Origin of the sequence: Milkweed yellows phytoplasma str. MW1, assembly GCF_000309485.1 — a bacterium.
In the GTDB taxonomy this organism is placed as follows: domain Bacteria; phylum Bacillota_I; class Bacilli_A; order Acholeplasmatales; family Acholeplasmataceae; genus Phytoplasma.
Genome location: NZ_AKIL01000006.1, coordinates 1 through 13,948, shown reverse-complemented (window position 1 = coordinate 13,948; position 13,948 = coordinate 1). Strand labels below are relative to the sequence as shown.

Here is a 13,948-nt window from a genome sequence, read left to right as displayed (position 1 = left end):
ATAATTAACTAACTAAATTATAATATATTTTTGTTATTTTTGGGATAAATTGAATCATTTTTTTTATTAATTAAAAAAGGGCCAAAATAGTTTTTAAAAAGTTCGTTAAGTTAGACAGTTTCTAATCATTGATAAATAAAGCTCATACATTAAGATAATGGTTTATCTGTTGGACAACACTTCTAATAGAGATTCTTAAATCATGGTTTTTTATCTTTTTTTTGTTATAATGTTGATATAAAACAATTTATGTTTAAATTTCAAGTACATTAGAGGGCAAAGGGCAAAAAGAAATATGAATACAAAAGTAGTTTCTACTTCAACTAGTTGTTTGGATTATTATTCTGAAGCTGGTGAAATTGATTTAATAAGGATTAAAATCTATATCGATGGTAAAGAATATATAGACGGAGAAAATTTAAGTGCTTATGAATTTTACGAAATTTTAAATAAAAATCCGAAATTCGTGCCTAAAACATCTCAAATTTCAGTAGGCGAATTGGTAAATTATTTTAAAAAATTAGCTCAAAAAGGTTATAAAAGGGTTTTAGTGACTACTATTTCTGCCCAATTAAGTGGTACTTATAATGGTGTCGTTCAAGCGCAAAAAATAGTGAAAGACGAAATTGAAGTGATTCCTTATAACACTAATACAGTTGGTTTTTCGGAAGGTTATTTCGCTCTGGAAGGACTACGTTTATTTAAACAAGGAGCTACTGTTCCGGAAGTTATTCAACATTTAGATAAAATAAAAGCCAATAATACGATTTTTTTTGTTGTTAATACTTTAACTCAATTAATCCAAAACGGTCGTTTAACTAAAACAAAAGGTTTTTTAGGAAGATTTTTTAGGGTTAAACCTATTTTACAACTAAATGACAAAGGTCAAATAGTGATGATACAAAAAACTTTTTCTACCGAAAAAGCTTTTGATTATATTATTGACCAAATTAAAGATTATACTAGAGATAAAAAATATCTTCTGCATTTGTCATTTACTGGAAACCCTGAATTAAGAAAAGATTTTAAAGTCGCTTTAGAAAAAGAACTAAATTTAACTGATATTTTAGAAATGCCTTCATCTCCTTCTTTAGGCGCTCATGTTGGCAATAATGTTGTTGGAGTAGGGATTATTTTAAAAGATGTATAAAATTCAAAAAAATAATCTAAAAGAGACTTTTATGAAAGTTAATCATAAACAAATAGATAAAATAAAGACAGCTCAAAAAGTTTTAAAAATTTTAAAAAAAAACCATTTTGAAGCTTTTATCGTTGGTGGAGCAATAAGAGATTTATTGTTAAATGTGTCTTTTTCTGATGTAGACATTACTACTAACGCCCATCCTTCTGTGGTGCAAAAATTATTTCCTTCTGTTCCTACTGGTCTGAAATATGGTTCTTTAAAAATTTTTTGGGAAGGGCATTCTTTTGAAATCACTACTTATCGCAAAGAAGGGAAATACCTCTCACATCGTTATCCTTCAGAAATAACTTTTATCTCTGATATTAAAATAGATCTTATGAGACGCGATTTCACTATAAATAGCTTACTATTAAATGAAGATGATGAAATAATCGATTATGTTAACGGAAAGCAAGATTTAGCCAAAAAACTGATTAGAACAGTAGGTGATCCGTATCAAAAATTAACAGAAGACGCTTTAAGGATGATGAGGATTTTTTATCTACAAGCTAAATTGAATTTTGATTTGGAAGTTGAAACGCAAAAAGTTTTAAAAGAAAATATTGTTTTATTGGCAAAAATAAAACCGCAAACTTTATTAAAAGAATGGAAAAAAATTTTAAAACAGAAAAATCTTGCCAAAGCGTTTCATTCTTTACGAGAACATAACGCTCTTGAAGTGCTAACTAGTTTTAAAAAAATTGTTATTTTCACCTTAGAACATAAAATAAACCATTTTACTTACGAATTATTTTTTAGTTTAGCTTTTCTTTTGGAACCAAAAATTATCAATGATTATCCTTTTAAATCAGAAGAAAAAACCTTATTTCAACAAATAGCTTTTTGGTATCAAAAACAACATTATCTCTTATCAGAATACAACACTCAACAACATTCTTCTTTAAATAAACAAATAAAAAAACAATTAAATTTAAATAAATAGTGAAGACAAAAAGTATGGAAAAATTAACTTATAAAGGTTTTTTTATAAATGAATTAAAAAGAGGAAAAAAGATGTATAAAAATCAAAGTAATATTTTAAAAGAACAAAAAATTGGTAAAAAATATCAATTAATAGGGAAGGTAACTGGCATCAACCAAGGAGAAGACTTCTATAATACGACTATTTCTTTACCTGAAGAAAAATGCGTTAACATTAAATTAGAACCTCAATATACTCCTCCCATTAAAGATAAGATTTATCTTTTTACGGTTATTTGTGTTGAAAAAAAAGAAAATACGGTCTTTATTTGTCAAGATTACACTTTAATAGAGAATGTATTAGATTATCAACAAACTTATGAACTTTATTCGCATTTTTTTAATTGTTCTCCTATTTCATTCGCTTTAGTGGATGAAATAATTCAAACTTATTTAGATAAAATTCAAAATAAAATATTAAAAGAAATCACGACTAATTTATATTTGAAAAATAAAACTTCTTTTTTGATTTGGCCGGCAGCTTTAAAAACGCATCATAATTATTACGGCGGATTAGGTTATCACACGACTAATATGTTAAAATCAGCTGAATCTTTCGTACGAATTCATTCTTTTTTAAACGTTGATTTATTGTATGCTGGAATTATTTTACATGATATGGCTAAAATAGAAGAATTCGATTTTTCCCAAAAAAAATATTTAAAAGAAGGTTCTTTATTAGGTCATTTAGTGTTAGGTTCTAACAACATTCATGAAGAAGCGCTGAATTTAGGTTATCAAGATAAAGAAGAAGTAACATTATTAAAACACTTATTAATTTCTCATCACGGACTTTTAGAATATGGAGCATCTAAAAGACCTCAAACTAGCGAAGCGCTTTTATTATGGCATTTAGACGATATAGACGCTAAATTAACCACTTTGGGAGAACTTTTAGAAAAAACTCCATTGGGAGAATTTTCAGAACCCTTATCAGCTGTAGGTAAAAGAAATTTTTATAAACCTTTATTTGACGCAAAAGACAAGAATAAAGAATAAGAAAGATCTTCCAAGATTTCTTTTTTTTACAATTAAGGACGTGTTTTATTTCAAACAAGGAGCTTTATTTTTGTCAAAAAAGATTTCTTTTGTGTTAAAATAAATTGATTAGGAAAAAAATAAAAGTCAACTAGTAAACTTTTAACCTTTCCATTTTACAAAATTAAAAAAGAACTAGTTCAATTTATTTTAAAAAGAAAAGGATTTAAAAATGTTTGAGTTAATCAAAATTAATAAGGATTTTGTTACTAAAACCGGCGTACCTACAATAGGTTTAAATAATGTCTCTTTAAGATTGCCTAATAAAGGTTTAATCTTTATTTTAGGAAAATCAGGATCAGGGAAATCGACTCTTTTAAACTTGTTGGGAGGAATTGATAAGTGCGATAGTGGAGATATATTAATTAATAAGTTTTCTATAAAAGAATTAAAACAAAATGATTTAGACAACTATCGAAACGGCGTTTTAGGCTTTATTTTCCAAGAATTTAATTTAATAGAAAGTATGAATGTTTATGAAAATATCGCTTTAGCAAATGAGCTTCAGGGTCAAAAACCGGACAATAAACTAATTTATAACTTATTAAAAGAAATGGAACTTTTAGGTTATGAAGAAAGAAAAATTAGCGAATTATCAGGTGGACAAAAACAAAGAATAGCCATCGCTCGGGCTTTGGTTAAAAATCCGGAGATTATTTTAGCGGATGAACCAACGGGGAACCTGGATTCGAAAACTGGCGAACAAATTTTTAATATTTTAAAAAAATTATCACAAGATAAATTAGTTCTTATAATTTCTCACGATGTTGAAAGTGCTTTTAAATATGGAGATCGTGTGATCGAATTAAAAGATGGTCAAATTATAGAAGATTTAACTAAAGACCGAAACTTAGTTAAAACTAAACAACCTAAGTTCACTAAAGGACAAGTTTTAAACGAAGACATGATTCAACAAATTCAAGATCAAGCTAAAAACGCTCATAAAGAAGGATTTGCGCCAACACAAGAAGTTCTTCTAGAAGAACAACCAGTAATGTTTAAAAATGTTTCTAGTCAACTTCCTTGGAAAAAAGCTTTTAAAATGGGGGCTTCTGCTTTCAAAACTAAAAAAGTTTTATTAGTGTTTTCGGCGCTCATTGTTGCTTGGACGGCGAATATTTTTGCAACCATTGTACAAACTTTTCTTTTTTTTAAAGAAACATTACAGAAACATGCCTTAAATAAAATTCCAGGTTATGAAAATGCGAGCCCTGAAATGAAAAAACAAATTGAAGACGGTGTAAATTGGCGGATTGAACAAGAATATAATGCTACAAAAGAACAGTTTGATCATTTTCGCCATAGTTGTATTATTGTTTTAATAGTTATGAGTTTTATTGCCTTTATGTTGATATACATGTATTTCAACACCAGCATTAAATTGAAAAAGAAAGAAATTGGTTCTTTAAGGGCTTTAGGAGCGCGAGGTTCAACAGTTTCTAAAATATTCTTATCTGAAGGATTTATTTACGCAACAACCATTAATATATTAATTTTAGTTTTCTATTTGTTAATAGAAGCAAGGTTTAAAGGTTTTTTAATAATGGCAACGCTTAGATTTTGGTGGATTTTAGGAGCGGAATATTTATTTGTTTACGTTTTAACATTCCTTTCTATTGCTCTTCCAATTTACACATTATCGCGCAAAAAGCCAATTGATGTTATCGCAAATAAATAATTACAACAAATTTTTATTTAGACCTTATTTTTAAAAAGGTCTTTTTTAATGTTTTTTATATCTAGACAATATGCTTCTTTGAGGAGTAAATATTTTTTTTAAAAGAGACAATATATTATAATAATGATGAATATCATTTTATGATATCGATTAGAAAATAATTTTGAATATAATTTAGAAAGGTTATGCACAAATGTCAGACAACACTACTCCAAAAATAGATTTTCAACAGTTAATTAATCAACAAGAATTCGTTTTAGTATATTTTTACGCTTCTTGGTGTTATCCTTGTCAAAAATTAACGCCTGTTTTAGATGAATGTTTTGCCAAAAATAAAAATATTTCTTTAGTTAAAATTGATATTGATCAACATCCAGAAATAACGAAAGAAAATAAAGTAAACACCTTCCCTACTTTAGTTTTTTATAAAAACAGGAAAGAAATCAAAAGAAGAATAGGCTATTGTTCTTCAGAAGAATTAAAATCTTTTTTAGAAAATAATGCATAATTGTTTTTGATCAAAAAGAAAGCAGTGTTTAATAATGAAATATGGATGGATTTTTTTTAATAAATAAAGAACCTAATATGACATCACATGATGTCGTTTATAAAATTAAAAAAAAATTTAATTTTGCTAAAACAGGTCATACAGGGATTTTAGATCCTATGGCGAAAGGACTTTTAATCGTTTTAATCAATCGAGCAACTAAATTAGCTTTTTTGTTTGAAAATTTAAATAAAGGTTATCAGGGGAGTATGGTTTTTAACAAACAATACGACACTTTAGATATAACTGGTACTTTAACCGCTCAAAAAGAAATGCCTTTGACTAATGAAATGGTACAAGAAAGTTTTCTTTTTTTCGATCAAAAACAATATCTACAAAAACCTCCTCTTTATTCCGCTATTAAAGTTAAAGGGGGAAAATTATATGATTTAGCCAGGAAAAAAATCGAGATAGATGTTGCTCCTAGAAAAGTTAAAATATATCATTTAGAGATGGTTTCAGCGTTAAAAAACGATCAAATAGAATTCGTGACTAATGTTTCTAAAGGAACCTATATTAGAAGCTTAGCGAGAGATATTGGGGAAAAAATGAATACTTACGGTTCTTTACAATCTTTAACAAGAACCCAAATTGGTTCTTATTATCGGAAACACGCTAAAACAATTGATGAGGTTAGTTTAGACGATTTAAACGATGTTAAAATCTTATTTCAAAATCATAAACAAATCGTTTTAAACGATTATTTAGTTAGATTGGTGCAAAACGGTGTTTATTTAGACGAAAGACAGATTATAACTGATGAACATTTCGTGGTTTTAGATCAAAAAGCAAATTGGATCGCTTATTATGAACCAATTGAAAAAAATAAATACCGTCCTAGATATTTTTTCTAATAAGCAAAAGCTTTTTTTGCTTCATAACCAAAAGACTTTATAAATTAAAGTCTTTTTTTATTGTTATTATTAAAAACAAATATTTTTTTCTTCCTTAGAACCAATATACCTTAAAAAGATCGTTTTCCGGTTTTAATTTCCGGTTTTAAACAAAGATAAAATAAATTTTACCATCAGAAGAAATTTAACCAAATTTCATTAATAATGAAAAAATATAAAAATAATCATAAATTAATGATAAAATTTAATAGTAAACAAGATAAATTTTTGTGCAACTTTATATAAAAAAGGAGAATCAATTTTATTAAGTATTTTTATTTTTAAAAGATAATGATATTTAAGATTGAATAAGAATTATGAAAGGTTTATTAGTTTTATATAATGGTTTTGAAGATTGTGAAGCTTTAGTAACGAGGGCTTTGCTGAAAAAAACAAATTTAGACGTTACTACTTTGACATTAAACGAATCTTTAAATGTTTTTTCATCGCAAAAACTTCAAGTTAAAGCAGATATGTATATTGATCAAGTGAATTATGATAATTATGATTTTTTAATTCTTCCAGGAGGCCCATATGTAAAACAATTATTAGAAGAAAACGGTCGTGACTTACAAATTATTTTAGATATTATTAAACATTTTGCCGATAGAAACAAAATTATTGGATCTATTTGTGCAGCGCCATCTTTCTTAGGGAAACTTAATTTATTAGAAAATCATCAATTTACTTGTTATCCTGGTTATGAGAAATATATTACTGGCAATTATACAAGTGAAATTCCAACAGTTGTGAGCGATAATTTTGTCACTTCTCAATCTCCAGCAACAGTTTTTGATTTTGTCTCTCATTTGATAGATAAATTAATCGTTTAATAATAGTTATAAATAACGATTATTAAAAATATTTTTAGTCTTAATTAGAAACAACTAAAAAAGTTGAAATATTTTAGTCATTAAATATAAAAAATAATGATAAAAAAATTTAAGAAAGAAGAATAGAAAATATTAATGCAAACACAAAATTCTGAAAAAAATATTTCGTCTCCAAGTTCTAAAAAACCAATAACTATTTTAGGTTTCCCTATTTATTTAATTTTAATCATTTTAGCTATTTCCATAGCTTATTTAGGTTTTTCTTTTAGCGTGGAAAAGGTTGACACAGTTGACAAAGGCGTAATAAAATGGCACAATTTAATTGGTGTTTTATTGGTTGCTATGGTTGTAGCTGAATTGTTTAAAGTAATAGGTAAAAAAACTCCTATTTTAAAAGATATTGGCGGTGGAGCTATTTTAAGCTTATTAGTGCCTGCTTTTATTTTCAATTATAATTGCACATTTTTAAACGATAAATTCCGATTCAATTTGTTTCAACAAGCTTTTAGAGATAATATAAAAATCTTTAACGGTACTATCGGTTTTTCTGAAATGTTTGTTGCTTCTTTAGTGGTTGGGAGCCTTTTAGGAATTGACAAAGAAATGTTGAAAAGAAATGGTCTTAAATTTTTATCTTTAGTAGTTATTTCTTTAATTGTTTCAGCTACATTTGTCGGTATAGCCGGTTGGTTTTTAAACCCTATAGGTGGTATTGATGGTCTTGGTGGTAGTGGGCAAGACAAAAACGGTGCTTTAAATGCTTTATTTTATATTTTCGTCCCTATTGCAAGCGGAGGTCTGACTTGCGGCATCATTCCTCTATCCACTATTTTTTCCCAAAGACAAGGAAAAGAGAGTGTAGGCGGTGTCGATGGAACGACTGTTCAAGCATTGTTTACGGCGCACATAATAACTGCTTTATTGGTTGGCGGTATAGTAAGTGTTATTTTTAGTGGATTAATTAAAAAAATATTTGGTAAAAGTAAATTCAACAGCCCAACTGGTTCGTTAGAAAAAGAAGTTTTGCCTGCTGTTGTTTCTAATGCAAAAGCAAATCCGGCAGAAGTTAAAAAAGAAGAAAACAAAATTACTTTTGAACAAATCAAAACTGGTTTTGTAGCTATTTTCGCTTTATACGCTTTAAGTGTTTTAATCCGTTCTTTGCTTGTATGTTTAATGCCAAGTGTTGAAAATTTCATTCCACCAACTATTATTTTCTTAGTGGTTTTAGTTTTAGTTTTCAAAGCGTTTGACATTATTTCTGATTGTTTCGTTAAAAGCATCGAACAAGCGTCTAAATTAGTGACTAATAACTTATCTTCCTCTATTTTGGTCGTTATCGGGGTAACGATAGATATTAACGCATTGATAAAAAACGTAAGTAATATTAACTTTTTCATTGTTTCTGTTTTAGCTGTATTAACAACCGCATTAACGTCTGCTATTGTCGGAAACAAAATGGGTTATTATCCGGTACAAGCTTCTATTGCTGGCGGTCTTTGTGCTAACAGTATTGGCGGGGTAGGTAATTTAGCTATTTTAGAAGCATCAGATTCCTTCGAATTGATGCCTTATGCGCAAATTTCTACTCGTATTGGTGGAGATTTAGTGGTTGTTATCGCTAGCATCTTTTATCCTGTTTTTTATACAATATCTATTTTATAGTCGATTAATTTTTAAAAATCCCAAAACTAAACTGTTTTATTTGTCACAACAGTTTAGTTTTTTTCTTTTTTTTAACGATAATCGCTCTAAGGCGAAAGATAAACTATAATCATTGATTCTAAAAGACATTTAATGGGATAAAAAATAAATTTAACAATTATCCATCTATTTTATTTTTAGTTTTTCGCTGCGCAACATAAATGTTTTTATTGTTCCAAAGCAATTCAATAATAGATATTTTAAGGAAATAAAAGATTAATTTTGTTTCAAAAATACATTTTTAATATTTTTTATATGTTAAAATAAAAAAGGTTGCTTAATTTAATTATAATTTGAATACAATTAAAAAAGTTTTTGACGAAAATATTTCCAACTAATATGTTAGAAAAAAATATAAAAAGGAGAAAAATATATTATGAAAATCATGTCTGTTAATGCAGGTAGTTCTTCTTTAAAATTTCAATTATTAAATATGAAAAATGAAGAAGTTCTTTGTGACGGTTTATTTGAAAGAATAGGCAATATGAATACTATTTTTAAAATTAAAACTCCAGGACACAAGCAAGAACAAATTGTTACTATTTCGGACCACAAACAAGCGGTAGAAATGTTGTTAGATTATTTAATTGAAAAAAACTTTATCAAAACGCTAGATGAAATTGATGGAGTAGGCCACAGAATTGTTCAAGGTGGAGAATATTTTAAAAATTCTGTTGTTTTAACAGAGGAAAACATTAAACAAGTTGAAAGTTTAAACAATTTAGCTCCTCTTCATAATCCTGCTAACCTTTTAAGCATTAAAGTCTTTAAAAAAGTTTTGCCACAAACTTTACAAGTAGGCGTGTTTGACACTAATTTCCATCAAACTATGCAAGAACAAAATTTTTTATATGCAACGCCTTATGAATGGTATCAAAAATATAAAATTAGAAAATACGGTTTTCACGGCATCTCTTATCAATATATCTCCCAAAAAGCACAAGAAATTTTCCAAAAACCTAACTTAAAATTAATCGTTTGTCATGCTGGTAACGGCGTTTCTTTAACTGCTATTGAAAATGGCAAATCCGTCGATACTTCCATGGGTTTCACTCCTTTAGAAGGTGTGCCGATGGGAACACGTAGCGGCAATGTAGATCCTAATATTGTCACTTTTATCGCTGATAAAGAAAATAAAACAGCTAAAGAAGTGATTAATGAATTAAATAAAAAATCCGGTTTATTAGGCGTTTCAGGAATTTCTAATGACGGACGCGATTTAGAAAACATGATTCAAAAAAATAATAAAAGAGCTTTATTAGCTTTTGAGATTCAAATCAAAAGAGTTGTTGATTATATCGCTAGTTATTATGTTTTACTGAAAGGCGCTGATGCTTTAATTTTTACAGCTGGAATAGGGGAAAATTCTTCTTTCTTCCGCAGAGAAGTTGTTCAACGTTTAGAAGTTTTAAATATTTATTTAGACCAAGATTTAAACGATCAACATCTGCCAGGAGAAAGAGTCATTTCTATGCCTGAATCTTCAGTTAAAGTAATGGTTATCCCTACTAACGAAGAAATAGCTATAGCTCGAGATGTTGTAGCTTTAAAACAAAAAAACTAATCTTTTTTAAAACCTTTTTACCGCTTTTACTTTGCTTAAATGTTGAAGTGGTAAAAATTATCGGAGGGGTACTCAAGTGGTTTAAGAGGCTCGCTTGGAAAGCGCGTAGATCTGAAAAGATGCGAGGGTTCGAATCCCTTCTCCTCCGCCAAATTAATAAATATTTTTTTAATGTTAAAAAATATCTCTTGATTATTTTTTAATTTTTTTTATCACTTTATAACACAAAAACTTTTAAATAAAAGGTTTAATCAGATTAAATCTTTTCTTTAAAAGATTACAAAAATAATACATTTCCAAAAATTTAATTTTTTTAATATTAAAAAAATACTTCTCAAAATAAAAAAGGTAATTTTATTCATATGAAACAATATTTAGAATTATGCAATTTTATCTTAGAAAAAGGAGAAGTGCGCGAAAATCGCACTAAATTCGTTACTCAAAGTATTTTTGGTTATCAAATGCGTTTTAAATTAGAGGAAGGTTTTCCTTTGGTTACCACTAAAAAAGTTCATTTCAGTTCTATTATTCATGAATTATTATGGTTTATCAAAGGAGATACTAACATCCGTTACTTAGCGCTGAATAATGTTAATATTTGGAATGAATGGCCTTATCAAAAATTTTGTCAATCTCCAGATTTTCAAGGCGAAAGTCAGAAAGAATTTATTGATAAAATTAAAAAAGATGTTCAATTTGCAAAAAAACATGGGGATTTAGGGCCTGTTTATGGAAAACAATGGCGTGATTTTGCTGGAGTAGATCAATTGCAAAAAACCATTCAAGAAATCAAAAAAAACCCGAATTCACGTCGTTTAATTGTTTCAGCTTGGAATCCGCCTTTGGTAGATGAAATGGTTTTGCCTCCTTGTCACGTCTTAATGCAGTTTTATGTCAATAAAGGCAAAATTTCTTTACAATTGTTTCAACGTAGTGGCGATGTTTTTTTAGGCATCCCTTTTAATATCGCTTCATATTCTTTGTTATTAATGATGGTGGCGCAAGTAACCGGTTTAGAAGCTGATGAATTTATTCATACTTTAGGTGACGCACATATTTACCACAACCATTTGGAACAAATCAATATTCAAAGAAAGCGTATACCAAAAAAACTACCTCAAATGCTTTTAAACCTGCAAATAAAACACATTGAAGATTTCTGCTTTGAAGATTTTAAATTAGAAAATTATCATTATCATCCATCTTTAAAAGGAGAAGTAGCAGTATGATTAGTTTGATTACCGCCTTGGATTCTAATTTTTTAATTGGAAATAAAAATAATTTACCTTGGCATTATCCTAAAGATCTGGTTTTTTTTAAAAAAAAAACTTTCCAAAAAAATGTTTTAATGGGGTGGAATACATATCTTTCTTTAAAACAATATTACCGCAATAAACCTTTACCTTTTGATACTGCTTATATCGCTAGCAATTCTCAACAAGGCAATTTATCAGACGGAATTATTGTTAACGATTTAATCGCTTTTTTAAAAAAGTATCAAAATTCGGAAGAAAATATTTTTATTATAGGTGGAAGCCAAATTTATACTCAATCCTTGCCTTATGCTGATGTTTTATATATCACTCATATCTTAAAAAGGTATCAAGGGGATTCTTTTTTTCCTTACGTAGACTTGACCCAATACCAACTCATAGAAAAAGATATCCAAGAAGAATTGATTTTTGCTACTTATCAAAAAGGAGGCAAAGTTAAATAATGTTTACTTTATTTTTCATCACATCTTTTTTAACTTTTTATATTTCCTTTATTGTGTATTGTAAATGTGGTATAGAAGGTTATTTTTTAAGTTTTTTCGCTAGTTTAGCCTTATCTTGGATTATGGTTTTATTGATGCTTTTTATCATGATGTTTATCAACAGAAGGTTAAAAATTAACAACTCTTTTCAACAGAAAGTTGTCGCTAACATCTCTAAATTAATTCTTAGATTTTTCCGCATTAAAGTAACAGTTTATAACCAAGAATTAATACCTTATAAAGGGAATTTAGTAATTTATTCTAATCATAAAACTAATTTTGATCCTTTTATCATCGCTTGTGCGGTTGATAGAACTATGTCTTTCTCGCCTAAAGATGATTTGTATAAAGGTCGTTGGGGCTGGTTTTTAAGTTATTATTTTAATTCTATTCATTGTTTAAAAATAGTCAGAGACAATCCTCGCGCAACAGCGCAAAACTTAAACCAAGCGATTGAAAATGTGAAACAAGAACTGGCTATGCTTATTTTTCCTGAAGGCGGTATTGTTAACAAAAAAAACGATAAAATCATCAACACTTTAGATGGAGCTTATAAAATAGCTGTTAAAGGCGAAGCAAACATTCTTCCTATCACTCTCAAAGGGGCTTATAAAATGAGAAAGAGATTTTGGTTCAAAAGAAAAAAAGTCGATGTAATTATTCACCCTCATATTAAATATGAAGATTATAAAGGCAAAAATACAAAACAAATAGGTCAAGAAGTAGCTGATATTATTAATTCAGCTTTATAAAAAACAAAACAGAAAGTATGCATGCAAGCCTGATGTTTAACAAATTATTTTTTCAACGAATAACCAAAATATTTCTTTTGGGTATGTTTTTCTTTTTCATGATTACTTATTTTCCTTTCCCATCCAAAAATAGTAAAAATGTTTCTAAAAATCTGTCTTCTGTAAAAAAGGTTCGTCATTATCAAGAAGAAGAGGGAGATTTTTTTCCAGATGAAAAAAGAAAAAAAAATAATATTAAAACAGAAATCGTCAACGGTGAAACATATTTGACTTTTGCTCAATATAACCAAAAAGGCGTCTTATTGCAAGAAAGTAAATTTCATCAAAACGGTACTTTTTCTCTTTCTTATAAAAATTTTTACCCTAACGGACAATTAAAAACTGTGAGAGAAAATTATCAAAATAGCGATCAGATACATTTTATCCGACAATACAATAAAAAAGGTGTTTTATACGAGGGGGAAACTTTTTCTCTGCAAGGCAAAACCATTGGTAAAATAATTAATTTTCCGGACGAAGGTTTAATTCAAGAAAAGATTTATCACCCGGACAACGAACAACTTTCTCAAGTGTTAGAATACACTTCAGAAGGACAATTGATGCGTTCTTGGAAATATTTTTTCGATTCTCAAAGTTTAAAGAATAATCTTCAAAGATTTATAGAATACGATGCTGATGGAAAAATTCTAAAAATCACTGATTTTTATCAACATTTTAAACAAAAAGTGATTTATGACAGACAGAAGTCCGAAAGAAAAAACAATTTATTATGTTGTTTAAATTTTTTAAGAAAAAAAACTAATCATTTTTATGATAGTAAAATTCATTAACATGAAAAAAGATTATTTTAGTTGAAAAAGAAGATTATTTCTAGATTATTTCCTTTTTTCTTCTTTAAAAAGTGAAAAAAATATCACGTCATTAACCTATTTTTGTCGTAAAAAAAGAGAGGAAAAGTAAATAAATTTTATTTTCTTTATTTATTTTATAATTAATGTATAATTAAATTGAAATATGTA

At 27.9% G+C, this 13,948-nt stretch carries 13 protein-coding genes and 1 tRNA gene; all 14 read left to right on the top strand.

All coding sequences use genetic code 11. From position 1 onward, the window contains the following. Positions 1 to 295: 295 nt before the first annotated feature. The 14 genes from RI76_RS00140 (at position 296) to RI76_RS00075 (ending at position 13,759) form a co-directional block, all read left to right on the top strand. A complete protein-coding gene (locus RI76_RS00140; RefSeq protein ID WP_017192096.1) occupies positions 296 to 1,150 on the top strand; it encodes a DegV family protein in 855 nt (284 codons plus the stop codon). Beyond that, positions 1,143 to 2,126, top strand: a complete 984-nt coding sequence (locus RI76_RS00135) for a CCA tRNA nucleotidyltransferase (protein WP_017192095.1) — start codon at positions 1,143 to 1,145, stop codon at positions 2,124 to 2,126. The genes RI76_RS00140 and RI76_RS00135 overlap by 8 nt, the downstream gene beginning before the upstream one ends. Positions 2,127 to 2,140: 14 nt before the next feature. Continuing rightward, entirely contained in the window at positions 2,141 to 3,163 is a 1,023-nt protein-coding gene (locus RI76_RS00130) for an HD domain-containing protein (RefSeq protein WP_017192094.1), read from the top strand. A gap of 211 nt (positions 3,164 to 3,374) precedes the next feature. After that, positions 3,375 to 4,880, top strand: a complete 1,506-nt coding sequence (locus tag RI76_RS00125; RefSeq protein WP_017192093.1) for an ABC transporter ATP-binding protein/permease — start codon at positions 3,375 to 3,377, stop codon at positions 4,878 to 4,880. Between the two features lie 193 nt (positions 4,881 to 5,073). Further along, the gene (locus RI76_RS00120; RefSeq protein WP_017192092.1) at positions 5,074 to 5,388 is read left to right on the top strand and encodes a thioredoxin family protein; all 315 of its coding nucleotides are present in this window, start codon (positions 5,074 to 5,076) and stop codon (positions 5,386 to 5,388) included. A gap of 41 nt (positions 5,389 to 5,429) precedes the next feature. Continuing rightward, positions 5,430 to 6,281, top strand: coding sequence for a tRNA pseudouridine(55) synthase TruB (truB, locus tag RI76_RS00115; RefSeq protein WP_017192091.1), 852 nt, complete (start codon positions 5,430 to 5,432; stop codon positions 6,279 to 6,281). A gap of 356 nt (positions 6,282 to 6,637) precedes the next feature. Then, entirely contained in the window at positions 6,638 to 7,153 is a 516-nt protein-coding gene (locus RI76_RS00110; RefSeq protein WP_017192090.1) for a DJ-1/PfpI family protein, read from the top strand. Positions 7,154 to 7,288: 135 nt separating this feature from the next. Further along, positions 7,289 to 8,818, top strand: a complete 1,530-nt coding sequence (locus RI76_RS00105) for a 2-hydroxycarboxylate transporter family protein (protein WP_017192089.1) — start codon at positions 7,289 to 7,291, stop codon at positions 8,816 to 8,818. 415 nt (positions 8,819 to 9,233) lie between these two features. Continuing rightward, on the top strand, positions 9,234 to 10,421 hold the full coding sequence (locus RI76_RS00100) for an acetate kinase (protein WP_017192088.1): 1,188 nt from the start codon (positions 9,234 to 9,236) through the stop codon (positions 10,419 to 10,421). Between the two features lie 62 nt (positions 10,422 to 10,483). Next, positions 10,484 to 10,572 (top strand) — tRNA-Ser (locus RI76_RS00095). 211 nt (positions 10,573 to 10,783) lie between these two features. Further along, positions 10,784 to 11,650, top strand: a complete 867-nt coding sequence (locus RI76_RS00090; RefSeq protein WP_017192087.1) for a thymidylate synthase — start codon at positions 10,784 to 10,786, stop codon at positions 11,648 to 11,650. Next, complete coding sequence (locus RI76_RS00085) at positions 11,647 to 12,138, top strand: dihydrofolate reductase (protein WP_017192086.1); 492 nt, start codon at positions 11,647 to 11,649, stop codon at positions 12,136 to 12,138. The genes RI76_RS00090 and RI76_RS00085 overlap by 4 nt, the downstream gene beginning before the upstream one ends. Then, positions 12,138 to 12,929 carry a lysophospholipid acyltransferase family protein gene (locus tag RI76_RS00080; protein ID WP_017192085.1) on the top strand — a complete coding sequence of 264 codons (792 nt, stop codon included), beginning with the start codon at positions 12,138 to 12,140 and terminating at the stop codon, positions 12,927 to 12,929. Before RI76_RS00085 ends, RI76_RS00080 begins: the two co-directional genes overlap by 1 nt. A gap of 98 nt (positions 12,930 to 13,027) precedes the next feature. Continuing rightward, on the top strand, positions 13,028 to 13,759 hold the full coding sequence (locus tag RI76_RS00075) for a hypothetical protein (RefSeq protein ID WP_261974321.1): 732 nt from the start codon (positions 13,028 to 13,030) through the stop codon (positions 13,757 to 13,759). Positions 13,760 to 13,948: the final 189 nt, after the last annotated feature.